Below are 17,811 nucleotides of genomic sequence, written 5' to 3'. Positions count from 1 at the left end.
GTCCTCACCCTTTAAACAGGCTGCCGGGATAGGTTTTTTCGTCGGGCAGGGTTTGCTTGCCCTCGCCAAGCGCGCGTTGCATGAAAACGGTGTCGAGCCAGGTTCCGTGTTTGAAGCCGGAGCCATCGATACCTCCGGCATGGTAAAATCCCAGACTGCGGTGGACGCCGATCGAGGCGGGATTAGCGCCTCCGATCACGGCGATCATCTGCCGGAAACCCAGTGATGTGCATTGCGCCACAAGATCGGCCAGCAGTGCCTTGCCGATCCCTTTGCCCTGGGCTGCCTCTGCCAGATAAATCGAATCCTCCACCAGAAAGCGATAGGCGGGTCGAGTGCGAAAGGCCGAGGCATAGGCATAGCCGAGCAGACTGCCATCACCATCCTCCGCGACGATATAGGGATAGGATTGAGAGGTAATCGTTTCCATCCGGTGCGCCATCTCAGCCTCGTCGGGTGGCGTGATTTCATAGCTTGCCTTTCCGGTCAGAATGGCATGCCTGTAAATCTTGGTGATGCGGGGGATGTCGGCTGAGGTGGCGGCGCGAATTTGCACGGGCATGGGACTTTCTACGCTGAGAAACAGTGTAGATTTCCGTCTTGCATAGCCAGACGCTTACGGCAAGACGGCGCATGAAAAAGGGCGACCCGAAGGCCGCCCTGATGTGATCCTGTTGCTGGTCTCCGCCGGGTTAGCGACGGTCGCCCATGAAGCGCAGCATGAACAGGAACAGGTTGATGAAGTCGAGGTAAAGGGTCAGCGCACCCAGGATAGCCTTGCGGCCAGCCGTATCGGCGCCGTCCTGCTCGAAATACATTTCCTTGATCTTCTGCGTGTCGTAGGCGGTCAGGCCTGCGAAGATGACGACGCCGATGGCCGAAACAGCAAAGGCGAGTGCCGAAGACTGCAGGAAGATGTTGACCAGCGATGCGATGATCAGACCGAACAGGCCCATGATCAGGAACGAACCCATCGCGCTCAGGCTACGCTTGGTGGTGTAGCCATACAGCGACAAGGCACCGAATGATGCAGCCGTGACGAAGAAGGTCTGCACCACGCTCTGGCCGGTATAGATCAGCAGGATAGACGACAGCGACAGGCCGACCAGACCGGCATAGACCAGGAAGGTGGTGCGGGCCGCCGATACGCTCATCGACTGGATCTTGAAGCTCAGGAAAAATACCAGACCGATAGGAGCCAGCATGATCACCCACTTCAGCGGGCTACCGTAAATGGCAGCTCCAAGGCTGGTGAGCAAAATGCCGTTGCCGAACTGTCCGACGGCCTGCGATGGGTCGGTCGTGGTGGCAAGCATGGCGATCACGTAAGCCGCAACGCCGGTAATCGCCAGTCCAAGACCCATCAGGTTATAGACCTTCAGCATGTAGCTGCGCAGGCCCTGGTCGATCATCTCGGCCGAACCTACCCCAGTACGCGCCTGATAATTGCGAAAATCAGACATGGTTTCCTCTCATTAAGCCCCGGATTGTTCACGGTGCGGGACAGTGTCCCAAGCGCCGCTGCGGGGCTCCAGCATGCGTAGCGTCAATATGGGAGCAATAACGCTATAGAACAAGGGCTTTTGCGTTAAACCTCGGTAATGTAGCCCATGGTCATCCAGTTCGGTTAACGGCTAAAGCCATATCCCTGTCAGAGTTCCCGCAGAACCGGCGCGGCTTTCTGCCCCAGCACCCGCCATGTTCCGGCAAGGCCGATGCCGATTGTCGTCACCAGCGCCAGCGCGACGGTGGAAACGGCGACCCCGGGCAGGAAGCTGGCTGGCAGTTTCATGATCTGGCTGACCACATACCAACCGGCAACGCTTCCGGCCAGCAGCGCGAAAATCGCCGTGGCAAGGCCAAGCAGCAGATATTCGTAGGTAAAGGCGCGGATCAGCATTGGCCGTGTTGCTCCCAGCGTCTTCAGCACCACCGCATCATGGGTACGGCCCCGATTGCCTGCTGCAAGCGCACCCGACAGCACCAGAACGGAGGAAATGAGGGCGATGGCGGCTGCGGCCCGGATGGCAACGGCCAACTGGCCGACCAGCGAATTCACCATATCCAGCGCATCCTTGACCCGCACGCTGGTAATGGTGGGATAGGCCTTGGTGACGGCACGCAGGATGCTTGCCTCCTGCTGCGGAGTGGCGGATGGTTCGGTCAGGGTGGCGATCCAGGCATGGGGTGCGCCAGCAAAGGTATTGGGCGAAAATACCATGACGAAATTGATCGACAGGGATTGCCAATCCACCTTACGGAAATTGGCGATTTTCGCGGTGATGGTGCGGCCAAGCACATTGACGGTTACCGTATCGCCCAGTTTCAGGCCCAGTTCGCCTGCTTCCTGGGCTGAGAACGACACCAGCGGTTCTCCCTTGTAATCTGGTGTCCACCATTGGCCCTCGGTCACCGTGGCATTTTTCGGCAGGTCGGTGGCATAGGTAATGCCCCGGTCGCCGCGCAGGACCCAACGGCCCTGCGGCGGCACGTTCATCTTGGCCACGTCCTGGCCATTGAAGGCGGTGATTCGTCCACGCAACATCGGCACTTCAACGACCTGCCCCTGCGGCGCCTCACGGGCGATGATCTGACGGAAATCATCGAGCTGGTCGCGCTGGATATCGACGAAAAAGAAATTCGGGGCTTTTTCAGACAGCGTTCCAGTGAGATTGCGCCGCAGATTGCCGTCGATCATCGACAGCGTCACCAAAAGTGCAAGGCCAAGGCCAAGCGACAGAATGACCGAGGGCGTCAGCGCGCCAGGCCGATGGATATTGCCGACCGCCAGACGCAGCGCAGGGGAAGGAAGCCGAGGACTTTTCCGGGCAAGCGCTGAAACGCCATAAGCGACCAGCCGCAGCACAACGAAGCTGGCGGCCATGGCAATCAGGAAGAATATCGCCAGCCGTCGATCATAGGCGGTCAGGATCGCCAATGCGGCAAGGGCGAGGATGGCCAGCCCCGCCACCAGTACATATGGCCAGGAGGGCAGGCGGCGGGTCTCGAAACCCTGTTCGCGAAACAGCGCCGTGGCCGGCACTTGCCGCGCGTGGCCGAGCGGCATGACCGCGAAGGCCAGGGTGGTCAGCCCGCCAAACAGCAGCGCCAGCAGCAGGGAGCGTGGGTAAATGGCGAAATCCGCCTGGATCGGCAGGAATTGCGCCAGATAATAGCTGGCGATCCATGGCGCGATGGCACCGATGGCAAGCCCCAGCGCAATACCGATGCTGGCGACCATCAGGATCTGGAACAGATAGACCATGACGACGACGCTAGCCGGTGCGCCAAGGCATTTCAGCGTGGCGATGACGCTACGCTTGCTGTCGAGAAAGGCGCGCACCGCATTGGCGACGCCGACACCGCCGACAATCAACGCCGTCAGCCCGACAAGTGTCAGGAATTGCGAAAACCGGGTGATATTTTCGGTCAGGTTGGGTGCTGCCCGGTCGCTGGTACGGATTGACCAGCCCGCATCGGGAAATTGTTGCTTTGCCTGATCCTGAATGACAGGCAGCGAGGGGCTGCCGGGTTTCAGCCTGACTTTGTAGACATGTTCGACCAGGCTGCCGGTCTGGATCAGGCCGGAGGCGGCGAGCGCTTCGCCGCTGGTAATGACACGCGGCGCAAAGCCGAAGCCTTCCGAAATGGCATCGGGCTCGGTGGTGATGGTGCCGGTGATGACCAACCGGAGGGAGCCGACCAGCAGGCTATCGCCGATCTTTATCCCCAGGCGGTCGAGCAGCAAAGGGGCTGCGACCGCACCATAAGCGTCGCCGGTTTTTGTCAATAGGTCAGCCAACGGCTGGTCCGGCGTGGCGACGAATGTGCCATAGAGCGGATAGACGCTATCGACCGCCTTGATCTCGGCCAGAGATTGATCGGAGCCATCCGGCAACCGGGCCATGGAGCGCAGGCCGGTGGAGGCCGAGACGGTGCCGAGCCCTTGGAGGAAGGCACTCTCCGCCGCATTGGCTTCCCGGTTGTTCAACTCGAACCGGATGTCGCCGCCCAAGAGCGACTGCCCCTGGCTGGCGATGGACCGGGTAATTGAAGTGGAGACGGAATTGACAGCGGCAATCGCCGCCGTGCCAAGCGCGATGCAGGCCAGGAAAATATAAAATCCGCCAAAACCGCCGCGCATTTCGCGGGCGCTGAGACGCAAGGCGGTTCTGAGACGTTGCAAAAATCCGCTCATGCCGAAACGGTCTCGTCGGCAAGCGTCTTGCCCGCTTCATCGCCCGGCTCGATCTGGCCTGAGCGGACGCGGACCTGTCTTGAGCAGCGACCGGCCAAGGCCGTGTCGTGGGTAACCAGAACCAGCGTGGTCTTGCGCTCGGCCTGTTTGGCAAACAGCAGATCGGCAATCTGGCGTCCGGTCGCGCCATCCAGATTGCCGGTCGGCTCATCGGCAATCACCACGGCGGGCGAGGGGGCAAGGGCGCGGGCAATGGCGACCCGTTGCTGCTCTCCGCCAGACAATTGGCCGGGATAATGGCTGAGCCGCTCACCAAGGCCGACGGCGCGCAACTCGCGGGTGGCAATGTCGAAAGGATTTTTGACATTGGCCAGTTCCAGCGGCACGGCGACATTTTCCAGCGCCGTCATATTGGCGATCAGGTGGAAAGACTGAAAGACGATGCCGATATTGCGACCGCGAAAATCGGCGAGCGCATCTTCGCTCAAGCCATGCAAGGCGGTGCCGTTGATGTGGATTTCACCGCTATCCAGCCGTTCCAGCCCGGCCAGCACCATCAGCAGCGTCGATTTTCCCGAACCGGAGGGGCCGACAATGCCGATTGATTCGCCTTCTGAAATATCCAGGTCCATACCCTTGAGGACATGGACCGAGGCTGCGGCATTGCCAAGGGTGAGATCGGCTTTTCTGAGCTGAATGATGGTTTGTCTCACGCGGTTTTCGTCCTATATGAGGTTCAAGGTCTTTAACGCCTTGGCGATGTCCGGTCGGGCATCATGATCGTCTACGCGAATTTAGGAAAGCCATCATGGGTTTTAAACCTGTCCCCCTTCAATTCGCCGTCATAGGGCTGGTTGGTCTGCTGACAACTGGCTCTTTTGCCGTAACCAGTCTGGCGCAGGAACAGGCTCCGCAAGGCCAGCCAGCGGAACAGTCCATGCCTGACCAACCTTCAACTGACCAGTCCATGCCGGAAGATGTGACGGGGGATACACCGGTGGCGGAAGCGCAAGTGCAATTGATTGGGCTCGGTGACAGCCTGATGGCTGGCTATCAGCTTCAGGGCGATGAGGCCCTGCCGAGCCAGCTGGAAAAAGCCCTGCATGACAAGGGCATGAATGTCAGCATCGGCAATGCCGGCGTATCCGGCGATACCACGGAAGGCGGGCTGGCGCGGGTTGACTGGTCGGTGCCTGACGGTACGCAGGGCGTTATCCTGGAGCTTGGCGCCAACGATGCGCTGCGCGGTATCGCGCCGGAAGAGAGCGAAAAGAACTTATCTGCGATCATTGAAAAATTGCAGGCCCGCAAGATCGGGGTGTTCTTGGTGGGTATGATCGCGCCGCCCAATATGGGTGCCGATTACGCCAAAAGGTTCAATCCGATCTATCAGCGGCTGGCTGAGAAATATAAAATTCCGCTCTATCCTTTTATCCTCGATGGCGTCGTGACCGATGCCACGTTGAAACTGGGCGATGGCATGCATCCCAATGCCAAAGGCGTAGGGGTGATGGTCGAGCATATGCTGCCCGCCGTCCAGAGTTTCGCAAAAGGTTTGGAGGATAAGGTGAATTAACGACTTGCTTACCCTTTGCAAGCATGATTCGTTGTTAGCATCTGCAAAAGATTCGGGGAGCTCTCCATGCCGAGATTGTTCACTGCCCTCGAAATTCCGCGCAACGTGGCCTTGAGCCTGTCTTTGCTGCGCGGCGGGCTTCCGGGAGCCCGATGGATCGATGTGGAAAATTATCACATCACATTGCGCTTCATAGGCGATATCGATGGGCGAACCGCCGATGAGATCGTCGATAGGCTGGATCGAATCGACCGGCCGGAATTCCAGCTCAGTCTGAACGGCATCGGTTCCTTCGGGTCGAAGAAACCGCATTCCATCTGGGCAGGTGTCACGCCACATCCGCAAATGACGGCGCTCCAGGGCGAAATCGAGCGGATCTGCCAGAGAGTGGGGCTGCCGCCCGACCCCCGAAAGTTCACGCCGCATGTGACGCTGGCGCGGCTGAAGTCATCAAGACTGGATGACGTTGTACATTATCTGTCAGGGCGCGGTAACTTCCAGACCGCGCCCTTTTTCGTTCCAAGATTCGTGCTGATGTCCTCCAAGGAATCGGTGGGGGGTGGCCCTTATCTGAAGGAAGAAATCTTCCCCCTCTATGAAGAGCGGTCGGAGATGAGTTTTTCAGACCATGCCGAGCATTCGCTGAACGGATAAAGCCGGGTCTGGCACAGATTTCGAAGGAACTTTTTGCGCTCGGATGGCTTGTCTTCCAGCCGCTACCTGAGTGCTGTCTGCTATGCCGGTGGATAGCAGGTCGGTGGATGGCTTGACAGCCAGATTGGGAGTGATCATGCGATATGAACGACTTGCGCCGGATGCGATCCCGGGGGCTTTGCGGGACGTGGATGGGTGGACCCTTTCTGAGGATCGGGGTGCTATCACCAAGGAATTTTCCTTCGATGATTTTGCCCAGGCTTTCGGCTTCATGACGGAATGCGCCATCATCGCTGAAAAGATGGGGCATCATCCAGAATGGTTCAATGTCTACCGGCGTGTCGACGTAAAGTTAACAACCCATGATGTCGGCGGATTGACCGGGCATGATCTGAAGCTGGCAGCCGCCATGGATCAGGTCGCCAGACGTCGGGTTTGACAGCAGCACTCACCATTCCCATATCGGAGTTCATTGCGCTTCAGAAAATTGGCAACCGATTTTCCGGATGATGCATAGGTTGGAGAGTGAGAAAGAGGACGGTCATGGTCGAGGCAAAACTGGACGATGTGAAGATCGGTGAAATTCTTCTGCCGGGCGATGAAGCCGAACAGCAAAAGCAGGAGCAAAAGCTCTCCCGCACCTTCTGGCCGAAGATGAAGAAGGCCATTCGCCACATCCCGTTTAGCCGGGATGTGATTGCCGCTTTCTACTGCGCGACGGATCGGCAGACCCCGCTTCGGGTGCGTGGTATATTGTTGGCGGCGCTTGGCTATTTCGTCCTGCCCTTTGATGCCATTCCAGACATGCTGGCCTTTGTCGGCTTTACCGACGACATTGCCGTCCTGACGACTGCGCTGGCGATGATCAACGGCCATATCAAGGAACGTCACTATGATGCAGCCGATGCCGTCTTGGCCGATGATGGCGATCCGGTGCAAGGCGAAGAAAAAAGCGCACCACAAGGGCGGGCTGAAAGGGTCTGAATGTGACATTTTCAACTCTGGCGCCAGTCTCTTGTGCCATAGTCCAATTCCTGCCTGATTCCTTGTGTTCTACCAGAGGGCCGGTTGATCTGCCGGTGCCTTCAATCTGTACCATTTTCGGAAAAGGACTGACTGGAAGCATGGATTTGTCGGCTATAAGCTGTGCATTTCGTGCCTCGTTGACGGTTTGGTAACCAAAATTAAGTCAAATTGAATGAGGTTTCGAGGCTGGACACGAGACTGTTTGTCTTGGCGTCCGACGAAAAAGCGGCAGGAAGAAAATGTTTGTAAAAAGAATCGCAACCGCAGTCGCAATCATGCTGGCATTCGCAGATGTGGCTGCGGCGCAATCGCCAAGCCCGACGCGGATCGAGCAGTTCAAGGCTTGGGGTGCTTATTCCTACAAGTCCGGCAACAGCACGGTCTGCTATGTGCTGTCGGTGCCGACCACGAAGGAACCGCCTTCCGTCAATCACGGCGATATTTTCTTCATCGTCTCGCAGCGTCCCGGCCAGAACATTTCCTACGAGCCGCAGGCGATGATGGGCTATACGCTGAAGACCGGTTCCAAGGTGACGGTGAAAATCGACGCCAAGAGCTTTACGATGTTTACCAAGGATAGCGCCGCCTGGGTGGAAAACGCCGCCGAAGAGCCGGCTTTGGTGGCAGCGATGAAGGTCGGCAAGACCATGAGCGTCCAGGCTGTTTCGGGTCGTGGCACGCCAACCAATTACGCCTATTCGCTCCAGGGTATTTCCGATGCCTTGAAACGCATTGAAAAGTGCAAATAACATTTGCTTCGTGATGCGACGAAGGCCGGGTTTCCCGGCCTTTTTGCGTTTTGGGATGACGTCGCGGCATTTTGATGATAAGGGCCCGGCGAATGCGGTCTTGAAGGCCGCCGCGCCGTTGTCTGCTGATGCCGTTGTCTGCTGATGATGGGGCGTTATCGATTTCTTGCACACAGCAAAGTTGAAAAATAGAGTGCGAAGGCCCGCGTCATTCTATGGCTGCGAGGCTGTCGATCACTCGGTTTTGATGAGGTTAAGTGATGGCTGCCACGGAAATTATTATCGAGCGGACGCCCCAGGCGCGGCCCGCTGCTATGGCTGGCGCTACCAAGCCGACCCTGATCGGCCAGACCCGCGAGGAAATGGGCGACATGCTGCGCGAGATCGGCGTAGCCGACAAGCAGGTGCGGATGCGCGTTGCCCAGCTGTGGAACTGGATCTATGTGCGCGGCGTCTCCGATTTCGACCAGATGACCAATGTCGCCAAGGACATGCGCGAGAAGCTCAAGGCGCATTTCACCATTGCCCGGCCTGAAATCGTCGAGGAACAGGTGTCCAATGATGGCACCCGCAAGTGGTTGCTGCGCTATCCGCCGCGCGGCGCCGGGCGTCCGGTCGAAGTGGAATGCGTCTATATTCCGGAAGAAGGCCGGGGAACGCTCTGCGTCTCCAGCCAGGTGGGCTGCACGCTGACCTGCACCTTCTGTCACACCGGCACGCAAAAGCTGGTGCGCAATCTGACGGCGGAAGAAGTGCTGTCGCAGCTGTTGCTGGCCCGCGACCGGCTGGGTGATTTTCCCGACCGTGATGCGCCTGTCGGCGCGATGGTGCCCAATGAGGGCCGCAAGATCACCAATATGGTGATGATGGGCATGGGCGAGCCGCTCTATAATTTCGAGGAAGTGAAGAAGGCGCTGCTGATCGCCTCCGACGGCGATGGCCTTTCGCTTTCCAAGCGCCGCATTACGCTTTCCACCTCCGGCGTGGTGCCGGAAATCTACCGCACCGGCGATGAAATCGGCGTGATGCTGGCGATATCGCTGCATGCGGTGCGTGACGAATTGCGCGACCTGCTGGTGCCGATCAACAAGAAATATCCGCTGAAGGACCTGATCGAGGCCTGTCGCAATTATCCGGGCCTGTCCAACGCCCGGCGCATTACCTTCGAATATGTGATGCTGAAGGATGTGAACGACAGTCTCGAGGATGCCAAGGGCCTGATCCAGCTGTTGAAGGGCATTCCGTCCAAGATTAATCTCATTCCCTTCAATCCTTGGCCGGGCACCAATTACCAGTGTTCCGACTGGGACCAGATCATGAAATTTGCCGATTTCATCAATTCGGCAGGCTATGCCTCACCGATCCGCACGCCGCGCGGCCGCGATATTCTGGCCGCTTGCGGGCAGTTGAAGTCGGAATCGGAACGGATGCGCAAGACCGAGCGTCTGGCTTATGAGGCGATGATGATCGTCGGTCATGGTGAGGATGATTAGAGCGAGGACGATTGATGGAAATTGCCGTTCGCAATGAACGAACCAAGCTGACGGCAACCTATATCAATGGCGTTGCTATCGCGATTTTTGCCGTTGGAGGTTTCGCGCCGGTGATTTCCACGGTCAATAGTGGCCATGGTCCGAACGGAAATCTTGCTCTTGTGTGTTCCATTTGCATTTTAGCGTCTGTGGCATTACATTTGTTAGCGCGGAAGATATTGAAAGGTCTGAAGCCATGAGCACAGAGCAATTTCTGACAATGTTGATCATGCCTGTCGGCGGATTGATGATTGGCTTTTTCATGCTCTTCATCACCCGCAAGGACCGCATTGACGCTGAGAAATCGCGCAAACACGTTCATTGATCTGCGGTATCGGGCTTGTTTCATCGCGGCCCTGTAAGCACCGCCTCTGTCATCGTGCCTGGGTTATCGCGCTTGGGTCATCAGGATCTTGGCGGCAAAGACTGAAAACACACCTGCAAAGGTGTAATCCATTCCCCTCAGCACTTTCGGATTTTGTTGCAGCCAGCCAGCCAGCTTATCGGCGGCCAGCACGATGGCGACCGTGATGGGGAGTGACACCAGCATGAACCAAAAGCCGAGGAACAGCAGCTTGCCCGTGACATCAGGGTCATGGGCGGTGACGAATTGCGGCAGGAAGGTCATGAAGAAAATGATGACCTTCGGGTTGAGCAGATTGACCCAGATCCCGTTGAGAAACGCCGCCTTCACGCTGCCCTTTGCGCCCGCTTCAGGCGTGGCGACAAATTTCGAACCGTGGCGAATTGCCTGGAAGGCGAGCCAGGCCAGATAGGCAGCCCCACCGCTTTTCAGGATCAGAAAGGCGGTCGGCGAAGCGACGATCAGGGCGGAGACCCCGAAAGCCACCAGCATCGTGTGGACCGCAATCCCGAGATTGGTGCCGATCAGCACGGCAAGACCCGCCGCCTTGCCATCGCGCAATGCACGGCTGATGGAGAGTGTCATGTCCGGCCCGGGTGTGGCCGCCAGCAACAGGCAGGCGGCGGTAAAGGCTAGTAGGGTCGGCAGGCCCGGTATGAAGGTCATGACTATCTCGCATGGCATATGAAGAAGGTTCGCGGGCCATGTTACGATCCGCGATCCCTTTTCAGCAAGCCGATGCGAGGCTTATTTTTGCTCTCTGGTGGTTTCCAACTGTGACGGATGGACCAGTTTCACCCGTTTTTGGGGATGAATGCCGAAGACCTTTTCAAAATCGGCTGCCCCGAGAAGGTCCGCGGCCTGATCCAGCATGTGCTGGTTACGCGCGTTGATAAGGTCTATGGAAGGCGCTGCCGTGCCTGGCAGGTCCATTGCCATGTAGGATGCAACAGCCTCTCGCAAGTCCAGCAGTTTTTGCAGCTTTTCGGGCTGGTCGCCCAGTGTCTGGCGGGCATGGTCGAGAAAATCGTCTGGCAGGTCGCTCATCGCATCCTCTTCCCGGATCGCTCCGCTGGTCTCTCCCGCTGTGCAGGTGGTGATATTCTTTGCCCATGCTGCCTTGCGGGTGCCATAGGTACCATAGAGAAAGGTACTCAAGGCATATCCGGCTGCGCCCTTGACGGTCAAAGGTGCTGTGGTTGCCGTTTTCGTCGCATATAGCACTTGGTTGGCAATCTGATGGCACACGCCATTCACACCATAGACCAGAATGGTTCCGTTCGGCGGTGAATTGGAAAGCGATCCCTCGACATTGGGTTCGACAAGGCAGCTGGCGACGGCGGTGTTGCCGTCCTGCTGGGCAAGCAGGCCGGTTGGATAATCATCCGTGGAGCCGGTGGCGTGAAAATCACCCCAGCAATACCAATAGGTTTGCCCGGCCTGTGTCACCGCATCGATTGTCGCATAGGTGGCAACCCTGTTGTTATAGGTCGTGACCCAGGTGTGATCGAGAGGATTGCCTTCAAAAAATGCGGGATTAACCCAGGCGTAAAAAACAGTCATTGAAACATCTCCATAACAATAATGAAGATATCGATACACTCATAGCGCGAAAATTTAAATAGAATTCTCGTAAATTTAGCAGGACCGTAACAGATGTCGGGAGCCACCTGTCACGGCCTGACGTTTAAGACAAAAAGGCCACTCAGCCTTGCAAATGCGCCTTGAAGGCCTCTGCGTAGTCAGGGTGCCAGCGCGACAGCGGCGGACGGTTTTCGATGATGTCGCCAGCCGCCCAGGCAATACGCTTCTCATCTGTCGCCCGGTTGACATCGTTATCAGGGCAGAGAATGTAGAAATCGCCGCGTTTGAGGCTGTCCAGCATGAAATCCACCGTCTGCTCCGGGGTCCAGGCCGCGTCGGGCTTTGTCGTCCGTTCACCGGCTGTCAGACCGGTGAAGACGAAGCCGGGAATCAGCAGATGGGCACTGACATTGCAGTCCGGCGTGTTGCGCAGTTCATGTTGCAAAGCCTCGGTGAAAGCTTTGACGCCGGCTTTGGCAACATTATAGGCGGGGTCGCCGGGCGGTGTGGTGATGCCCTGCTTGGAGCCGGTATTGATGATGATGGCCGGGTCTTTGTGGGCGATCATATCAGGCCCGAACACCCTCGTGCCATGGATAACGCCCATCAGATTGACGGCAAACACGTTGTCCCAGTTGACCATCGGTCCGAACAGGCTGCTGCCTGGCTGGATGCCGGCGTTGTTCATCAACAGGTGGACACGCCCGAAGCGTTGAAGCACGGCGCGCTCCAGTGCTTCCAGCTCATCCAGCTTGCTGACATCTGTCTCGATGGGGACGATATCGCTCTCCGGATTTTCAGAGAAAGTGGCGACTTCGCTGCGTGCATTGGCAAGCGCGTCTCCGCCGAGATCGGCGAGCACGACGCACATGCCCTGGCTGGCGAAAGCCTTGGCGGCGGCAAGGCCGATGCCTGAGGCTGCCCCGGTGACGACCGCGACCTTGCCCTTGGCAATTACCGATTGAATGTCGGTCATGTCTTGCTCCTTTGATCGTTTGAAAGCGGTTCTTGATTGAGGATAACGAACCGCTCCAATTCTACCGTTTCTATGCAATTCCTGGCTGAAATACTTGATATTACCCGTGGAATTGTCGCAATGCTGACCATCGGCATATGGGACTTGCAGCGTCCAAGTCAAATTTCAAGTCAAATCCGGGTCGGTGTTTTCAGACCGGCTTTGCCTGTCCGGGCTCGCCTTGTGCCATTGTCGGAGGGCTTCACCCTTGCATGACGCGCCAATCCGGCTAAAAGTGCCTCCAACCCGAGGAGGCCCGGTTCAGTGGCCTCGCCCAGACACACGGACTTCGCACTCATGGTACTTCCGAAAGACGTCAAAAAGGTCGTTCTCGCCTATTCCGGCGGTCTCGATACCTCGATCATCCTGAAATGGCTCCAGACCGAACTCGGCGCTGAAGTCGTGACCTTTACCGCCGATCTCGGTCAGGGCGAAGAGCTGGAACCGGCCCGCAAGAAGGCGGAAATGCTGGGCATCAAGGAAATCTTCATCGAGGATGTCCGCGAGGAATTCGTCCGCGATTTCGTCTTCCCGATGTTCCGCGCCAATGCCGTCTATGAAGGCGTCTACCTGCTCGGCACCTCGATTGCCCGGCCGCTGATTTCCAAGCACCTGATCGAGATTGCCAAGAAGACCGGTGCCGATGCTATCGCTCACGGCGCGACCGGCAAGGGCAATGACCAGGTTCGCTTCGAGCTTTCGGCCTATGCGTTGAACCCTGATATCAAGATCATCGCGCCCTGGCGTGACTGGGCTTTCAAGAGCCGCACCGATTTGCTGGCCTTTGCCGAGCAGAACCAGATCCCGGTCGCCAAGGACAAGAAGGGCGAAGCGCCGTTCTCCGTCGATGCCAACCTGTTGCATTCCTCTTCCGAGGGCAAGGTTCTGGAAGATCCTTCCCAGGAAGCACCGGAATATGTGCATATGCGCACGATTTCGCCGGAAGCCGCTCCCGATAAGGCGACCGTCATCAAGGTCGGCTTTGAAAAGGGCGATGCCGTGTCGATCAACGGCGTGCGGATGAGCCCGGCGACGCTGTTGGCGGAACTCAACACCTATGGCCGTGACAACGGCATTGGCCGTCTGGATCTGGTTGAAAACCGCTTCGTCGGCATGAAGAGCCGTGGCGTTTACGAGACCCCCGGCGGTACCATCCTGTTGACCGCCCACCGCGCCATCGAATCGATCACGCTGGATCGTGGCGCTGCTCATCTCAAGGATGAGCTGATGCCGCGCTATGCCGAGCTGATCTATTACGGTTTCTGGTTCTCGCCGGAGCGTGAAATGTTGCAGGCGATGATCGATAAGAGCCAGGAACATGTCGAAGGCGAAGTGACGCTGAAGCTCTACAAGGGCAATGTCATGGTCATCGGCCGCGAATCGCCAAAGTCGCTTTATTCCGACCAGCTCGTCACTTTTGAAGACGATCAGGGCGCCTATGACCAGAAGGATGCGGCAGGCTTCATCAAGCTCAATGCACTTCGTCTGCGCACGCTGGCCAAGCGCAATCTCGGCAAGTAATCATAGGATTTGAAAGAGTTGAAACCGCCGCCGGGACACTGGCGGCGGTTTTTTACTGGATCTGTTTCAAGGCGCGAAGGAAGCCGAGATAGGCTATGATCGCCATCAATTCCATCAGGGGAATGATGGTGCCGAAGGCGGTCAGCGGATCGCCAAGCCAGGAGGCGGCAAGCCCGCCCAGAAAACCGCAGCTCATCTGCACGAAGCCCATCAGGGCGGCCGCCGAGCCCGCCAGCTTAGGATGCGGCAACAGGCCTGCGGTGGAGATGTCGGGAATGACGAAGGCCATGCCGAAGGCGCAGACGGCGACCGGTGCCATGATGGAGAGATAGGTTGGCGTCAACAGATGGGTGGACAAAAAGATCAGCAATCCACCGCATCCAGCCAGCGCCAGCCCGAAGCGTAGCGCCTGACCGGCTCGCAAATGCTTCGATACCAGCCGCAGCGCCACCGAACCGGCGAAATAGGAGCCGGTCTGCATCAGCATGCCAAGGCCGAATTGCGCTGGCGACAGCCCGACCTTGTTGATCAAAACGAAAGGTAGCATGGTGGATTGCGCATAAAGCGCGCCGACACAGCCGCCCAGAACCAGGGCCGAGCATAAGACCCGCCGGTCGGCCATCAAGGTCGCGTAAGAGGCGATTAGCCGGGCCGGACGGATCATCTGCCGGTCCGGCACCGCGGTTTCCGCCATCAGAATGGCGACCGTGATAATGCTGACCACGCCGAATCCGACCATCAGCAGAAACACCGATTGCCAACCGAAGGCGACAAGCGCCAGCCCACCGACGGTCGGCCCCATGGCCGGTCCGATGGCCAGCATAATGCCGATCATATTGATGATCCGAGAGGCCTGCTCCCCGACGAACTGGTCGCGGACCATGGCGCGCGACACCGTGACCCCGACGGATGCGCCGATGCCCTGAATGATGCGCCCGGCCAGCAGCAATTCCACCGTTGGCGCAAAGGCGGCGGCGAGACTGCCTAAGAGGTATATGCCAAGAAAGCCCAGCGTTGCATTGCGCCGTCCAAACGCATCGGAACACGGGCCGGACAGCAATTGTGCGCAGGCAAAACCCGCGAAATACAGTGACAGGCTAAGCTTGATCGCCGCATCCGTGGTGGAAAAGGCATGGACCAATTGCGGCATGGCGGGGGTGTAAATCGCCATGGACAGCGGACCGATCATGGTCAGCAGTGCGCCAAGCAGGGAGGTGCGGTTCTCGCTCATCCGGGACGGCGGCGTGGCGGATTTCGTCATGGGGCGGAGGCATATTCAACGTGCATGGATCACTGGTAAGCCAGCGGGCGGGCAATTGAAATGGAAAATCCTTCGGGCGGTCGCCGGTCATTGCTATCGGAGATCCCACTGATGCCCCCTCCCGCGCAACAGAGGGGGGACGCAGGGGTGACAATGACGGGAGTGATCGCCTATATCTTTGTCATTGATGAGAAGGATTGCTTCGTGATGACATCTCCAGACCGTAATCTTGGCCCCAACGGCGCCTTTGCCACCGTCACCGACTGGAATGGGCCGCATGGCCTGCCGAATTTCACCGCCATCGGCGATGAGGATTTCGCCCCGGCTTTTGACATGGCGCTGGCCGAGCACGACGCAGACATCGACACCATCGCCAACTATCCGTCGGAGCCGACATTCGACAACACTATCGTTGCGCTGGAGATAGCCGGAGACGGCCTGTCGCGGGTCTCGGCATTGTTCTGGAACAAGGCCGGTGCCGATACCAACCAGGTCATCCAGGCGCTGGAGCGCGAGATCGCGCCGAAAATGTCGCGCCACTATTCAAAGATCAGCATGAATGCCGCGCTGTTTGCCCGCGTCGATGCCTTGTGGGAAAAGCGCGACAGCCTGGGCCTGACGCTGGAGCAGACCCGGGTGCTGGAACGGCACTGGAAAGGCTTCGTCAAGGCTGGAGCCAAGCTCGCCAAACCCGAACAGGAGCGGTTGGCAGCGATCAATGAGCGGCTGGCCAGCCTTGGCGCCAATTTCGGCCAGAACGTGCTGGGCGATGAGACCGATTGGGCATTGCCGCTGACCAGCGATGACGAGTTGGCGGGCATTCCCGATTTTCTGAAGGACGCGATGGCCTCTGCCGCGCAAGCCCGTGGCAAGGGCGAAGCCTATGCCGTGACGCTGTCGCGCTCGGTTATCGTGCCGTTCCTGACCTTTTCCGAGCGGCGGGATCTGCGGGAGGTCGCCTTCAAGGCCTGGGTGGCGCGGGGTGAAAATGGCGGTGAGCGTGACAACCGCGCCATTGTGACCGAAACCCTGGCGCTTCGGGCGGAAAAGGCCAAGCTGTTGGGCTACAAGAATTTTGCCGCCCTGAAGCTCGACAATACCATGGCCAAGACCCCGGAAGCGGTCAACGGCTTGCTGATGCAGGTTTGGGAACGCGCTGTCGCCCAGGCGGCCATCGAAGAGCAGGAATTGGCGGACCTGATTGCCAAGGATGGCAAGAATCATGAGGTTGCGCCCTGGGATTGGCGTTTTTATGCCGAGAAGCTGCGCTCTGAACGGTTCAATTTTTCGGAAGCTGAACTGAAGCCCTATCTGCAACTGGAAAAAATCATCGAAGCCTGCTTTGCCGTGGCGCAAAAGCTGTTCGGCATCACGGCCGTGCCGCTGAACGATGTGAAGGGCTATCACCCCGATGTGCGGGTGTTTGAAATCCGCCAGGCGGATGGCACGCTGAAGGCGCTGTTCCTTGGCGATTATTTCGCCCGGTCCTCGAAGCGCTCCGGCGCCTGGATGAGTTCTTTCCAGTCGCAGCACAAACTGGCCTTGAAGAACGGCATGCACGGCGAATTGCCCATCATCTACAATGTCTGCAATTTCGCCAAGCCTGCCGAAGGCAAGCCAGCGCTGCTGTCCCTGGACGATGCCCGCACGCTGTTTCATGAATTCGGCCATGCCCTGCATGGGATGCTGTCTGACGTCACTTACCCGTCGGTATCAGGCACGGCGGTGTCGCGTGACTTTGTGGAACTGCCCTCGCAGCTCTATGAACATTGGTTGACGGTGCCGGATATCCTGAAAACCTATGCCGTGCACTACCAGACCGGCGAGGCCATGCCGCAGGCCTTGCTCGACAAGGTTCTGGCAGCCCAGACCTTCAATGCCGGGTTCGATACGGTCGAATTCACCTCATCGGCGCTGGTCGATATGGCGTTTCACACGCGGGAAGATCAGGTGGGCGATCCGATGGCGGTGCAGGCCGAGATTCTCCAAAACATTGGCATGCCGGCTTCCATCGTCATGCGCCATGCCACGCCGCATTTCCAGCATGTGTTTTCCGGCGATGGCTATTCGGCTGGCTATTATTCCTACATGTGGTCGGAAGTGCTGGATGCCGATGCTTTCGAGGCTTTCGAGGAAACCGGCAATGCCTTCAATGCTGATATGGCTGCACGTTTGAAGGACAATATCTACGCTATCGGCGGGGCGGTGGACCCGGAAGAAACCTACAAGGCTTTCCGTGGCCGGTTGCCGAGCCCGGAAGCGATGTTGAAGAAGCGTGGGCTTGCGGCATAAGCTGTTCGGCTGCTGCGACAGGAAATTTAATGAAACTGT

General features: G+C 58.1%; 19 protein-coding genes. 10 read left to right on the top strand and 9 right to left on the bottom strand.

Annotated elements, in window-relative coordinates; genetic code table 11:
* Positions 1–4: 4 nt before the first annotated feature.
* From G6L01_RS15425 to G6L01_RS15410, 4 genes are all read right to left on the bottom strand, one after another.
* The gene (locus tag G6L01_RS15425) at positions 5–562 is read right to left on the bottom strand and encodes a GNAT family N-acetyltransferase (protein ID WP_070164289.1); all 558 of its coding nucleotides are present in this window, start codon (positions 560–562) and stop codon (positions 5–7) included.
* 130 nt (positions 563–692) lie between these two features.
* The gene (locus G6L01_RS15420; RefSeq protein WP_070164290.1) at positions 693–1,463 is read right to left on the bottom strand and encodes a Bax inhibitor-1/YccA family protein; all 771 of its coding nucleotides are present in this window, start codon (positions 1,461–1,463) and stop codon (positions 693–695) included.
* A 188-nt stretch (positions 1,464–1,651) separates the two neighbouring features.
* The gene (locus G6L01_RS15415) at positions 1,652–4,198 is read right to left on the bottom strand and encodes an ABC transporter permease (protein WP_070164291.1); all 2,547 of its coding nucleotides are present in this window, start codon (positions 4,196–4,198) and stop codon (positions 1,652–1,654) included.
* Entirely contained in the window at positions 4,195–4,911 is a 717-nt protein-coding gene (locus tag G6L01_RS15410; protein ID WP_070164292.1) for an ABC transporter ATP-binding protein, read from the bottom strand. Before G6L01_RS15410 ends, G6L01_RS15415 begins: the two co-directional genes overlap by 4 nt.
* A gap of 254 nt (positions 4,912–5,165) precedes the next feature.
* On the opposite strand from G6L01_RS15410, the gene G6L01_RS15405 reads away from it, so the two are divergent.
* The 8 genes from G6L01_RS15405 to G6L01_RS15370 all read left to right on the top strand — a co-directional run bounded on the left by G6L01_RS15405 (position 5,166) and on the right by G6L01_RS15370 (position 10,060).
* Positions 5,166–5,774: an arylesterase gene (locus G6L01_RS15405; protein WP_070164412.1), complete on the top strand. Its 609-nt coding sequence runs from the start codon at positions 5,166–5,168 to the stop codon at positions 5,772–5,774.
* 66 nt (positions 5,775–5,840) lie between these two features.
* Entirely contained in the window at positions 5,841–6,428 is a 588-nt protein-coding gene (thpR, locus tag G6L01_RS15400; protein ID WP_070164293.1) for an RNA 2',3'-cyclic phosphodiesterase, read from the top strand.
* Between the two features lie 136 nt (positions 6,429–6,564).
* The gene (locus tag G6L01_RS15395) at positions 6,565–6,867 is read left to right on the top strand and encodes a 4a-hydroxytetrahydrobiopterin dehydratase (RefSeq protein WP_070164413.1); all 303 of its coding nucleotides are present in this window, start codon (positions 6,565–6,567) and stop codon (positions 6,865–6,867) included.
* Between the two features lie 119 nt (positions 6,868–6,986).
* Positions 6,987–7,412: a YkvA family protein gene (locus G6L01_RS15390; RefSeq protein WP_070164414.1), complete on the top strand. Its 426-nt coding sequence runs from the start codon at positions 6,987–6,989 to the stop codon at positions 7,410–7,412.
* Between the two features lie 281 nt (positions 7,413–7,693).
* Positions 7,694–8,203, top strand: coding sequence for an invasion associated locus B family protein (locus tag G6L01_RS15385; protein WP_015917432.1), 510 nt, complete (start codon positions 7,694–7,696; stop codon positions 8,201–8,203).
* Positions 8,204–8,517: 314 nt separating this feature from the next.
* Positions 8,518–9,696, top strand: a complete 1,179-nt coding sequence (gene rlmN, locus G6L01_RS15380; RefSeq protein WP_409049890.1) for a dual-specificity RNA methyltransferase RlmN — start codon at positions 8,518–8,520, stop codon at positions 9,694–9,696.
* A gap of 14 nt (positions 9,697–9,710) precedes the next feature.
* Complete coding sequence (locus tag G6L01_RS15375) at positions 9,711–9,935, top strand: hypothetical protein (RefSeq protein ID WP_015917430.1); 225 nt, start codon at positions 9,711–9,713, stop codon at positions 9,933–9,935.
* Complete coding sequence (locus G6L01_RS15370; RefSeq protein ID WP_267889528.1) at positions 9,932–10,060, top strand: hypothetical protein; 129 nt, start codon at positions 9,932–9,934, stop codon at positions 10,058–10,060. Before G6L01_RS15375 ends, G6L01_RS15370 begins: the two co-directional genes overlap by 4 nt.
* A 63-nt stretch (positions 10,061–10,123) precedes the next feature.
* On the opposite strand, the gene G6L01_RS15365 is transcribed toward G6L01_RS15370, so the two are convergent.
* The 4 genes from G6L01_RS15365 to G6L01_RS15350 form a co-directional block, all read right to left on the bottom strand.
* The gene (locus G6L01_RS15365) at positions 10,124–10,765 is read right to left on the bottom strand and encodes a LysE family translocator (protein WP_060718696.1); all 642 of its coding nucleotides are present in this window, start codon (positions 10,763–10,765) and stop codon (positions 10,124–10,126) included.
* An 81-nt stretch (positions 10,766–10,846) separates the two neighbouring features.
* Positions 10,847–11,662 (bottom strand): hypothetical protein, encoded by an 816-nt coding sequence (locus tag G6L01_RS15360; protein ID WP_156584325.1) that lies wholly within the window; start codon positions 11,660–11,662, stop codon positions 10,847–10,849.
* A gap of 142 nt (positions 11,663–11,804) precedes the next feature.
* Positions 11,805–12,659: an SDR family NAD(P)-dependent oxidoreductase gene (locus tag G6L01_RS15355; RefSeq protein WP_070164296.1), complete on the bottom strand. Its 855-nt coding sequence runs from the start codon at positions 12,657–12,659 to the stop codon at positions 11,805–11,807.
* 170 nt (positions 12,660–12,829) lie between these two features.
* On the bottom strand, positions 12,830–12,997 hold the full coding sequence (locus G6L01_RS15350) for a hypothetical protein (protein WP_156612796.1): 168 nt from the start codon (positions 12,995–12,997) through the stop codon (positions 12,830–12,832).
* Here G6L01_RS15350 and G6L01_RS15345 point away from each other — a divergent pair.
* Positions 12,996–14,219, top strand: a complete 1,224-nt coding sequence (locus G6L01_RS15345) for an argininosuccinate synthase (protein ID WP_070164297.1) — start codon at positions 12,996–12,998, stop codon at positions 14,217–14,219. The genes G6L01_RS15350 and G6L01_RS15345 overlap by 2 nt on opposite strands.
* A 52-nt stretch (positions 14,220–14,271) precedes the next feature.
* On the opposite strand, the gene G6L01_RS15340 is transcribed toward G6L01_RS15345, so the two are convergent.
* Entirely contained in the window at positions 14,272–15,450 is a 1,179-nt protein-coding gene (locus G6L01_RS15340; RefSeq protein WP_070164415.1) for a multidrug effflux MFS transporter, read from the bottom strand.
* A 237-nt stretch (positions 15,451–15,687) separates the two neighbouring features.
* On the opposite strand from G6L01_RS15340, the gene G6L01_RS15335 reads away from it, so the two are divergent.
* A complete protein-coding gene (locus G6L01_RS15335) occupies positions 15,688–17,772 on the top strand; it encodes a M3 family metallopeptidase (protein WP_071206143.1) in 2,085 nt (694 codons plus the stop codon).
* The last annotated feature ends 39 nt before the right edge of the window (positions 17,773–17,811 follow it).

It is taken from the genome of Agrobacterium vitis, assembly GCF_013337045.2.
Lineage (GTDB): Bacteria > Pseudomonadota > Alphaproteobacteria > Rhizobiales > Rhizobiaceae > Allorhizobium > Allorhizobium vitis_B.
This window is presented reverse-complemented; position numbering and strand designations above follow the sequence as displayed.

What these genes read in the sequence shown, in the direction of transcription:
- G6L01_RS15425 (WP_070164289.1), bottom strand. Translation starts at nt 562, where the DNA reads ATGCCCGTGCAAATTCGCGCCGCCACCTCAGCCGACATCCCCCGCATC.
- G6L01_RS15420 (WP_070164290.1), bottom strand. Translation starts at nt 1,463, where the DNA reads ATGTCTGATTTTCGCAATTATCAGGCGCGTACTGGGGTAGGTTCGGCC.
- G6L01_RS15415 (WP_070164291.1), bottom strand. Translation starts at nt 4,198, where the DNA reads ATGAGCGGATTTTTGCAACGTCTCAGAACCGCCTTGCGTCTCAGCGCC.
- G6L01_RS15405 (WP_070164412.1), top strand. Translation starts at nt 5,166, where the DNA reads ATGCCGGAAGATGTGACGGGGGATACACCGGTGGCGGAAGCGCAAGTG.
- thpR (WP_070164293.1), top strand. Translation starts at nt 5,841, where the DNA reads ATGCCGAGATTGTTCACTGCCCTCGAAATTCCGCGCAACGTGGCCTTG.
- G6L01_RS15395 (WP_070164413.1), top strand. Translation starts at nt 6,565, where the DNA reads ATGCGATATGAACGACTTGCGCCGGATGCGATCCCGGGGGCTTTGCGG.
- G6L01_RS15385 (WP_015917432.1), top strand. Translation starts at nt 7,694, where the DNA reads ATGTTTGTAAAAAGAATCGCAACCGCAGTCGCAATCATGCTGGCATTC.
- rlmN (WP_409049890.1), top strand. Translation starts at nt 8,518, where the DNA reads ATGGCTGGCGCTACCAAGCCGACCCTGATCGGCCAGACCCGCGAGGAA.
- G6L01_RS15375 (WP_015917430.1), top strand. Translation starts at nt 9,711, where the DNA reads ATGGAAATTGCCGTTCGCAATGAACGAACCAAGCTGACGGCAACCTAT.
- G6L01_RS15370 (WP_267889528.1), top strand. Translation starts at nt 9,932, where the DNA reads ATGAGCACAGAGCAATTTCTGACAATGTTGATCATGCCTGTCGGCGGA.
- G6L01_RS15365 (WP_060718696.1), bottom strand. Translation starts at nt 10,765, where the DNA reads ATGACCTTCATACCGGGCCTGCCGACCCTACTAGCCTTTACCGCCGCC.
- G6L01_RS15360 (WP_156584325.1), bottom strand. Translation starts at nt 11,662, where the DNA reads ATGACTGTTTTTTACGCCTGGGTTAATCCCGCATTTTTTGAAGGCAAT.
- G6L01_RS15355 (WP_070164296.1), bottom strand. Translation starts at nt 12,659, where the DNA reads ATGACCGACATTCAATCGGTAATTGCCAAGGGCAAGGTCGCGGTCGTC.
- G6L01_RS15345 (WP_070164297.1), top strand. Translation starts at nt 12,996, where the DNA reads ATGGTACTTCCGAAAGACGTCAAAAAGGTCGTTCTCGCCTATTCCGGC.
- G6L01_RS15350 (WP_156612796.1), bottom strand. Translation starts at nt 12,997, where the DNA reads ATGAGTGCGAAGTCCGTGTGTCTGGGCGAGGCCACTGAACCGGGCCTC.
- G6L01_RS15340 (WP_070164415.1), bottom strand. Translation starts at nt 15,450, where the DNA reads ATGAGCGAGAACCGCACCTCCCTGCTTGGCGCACTGCTGACCATGATC.
- G6L01_RS15335 (WP_071206143.1), top strand. Translation starts at nt 15,688, where the DNA reads ATGACATCTCCAGACCGTAATCTTGGCCCCAACGGCGCCTTTGCCACC.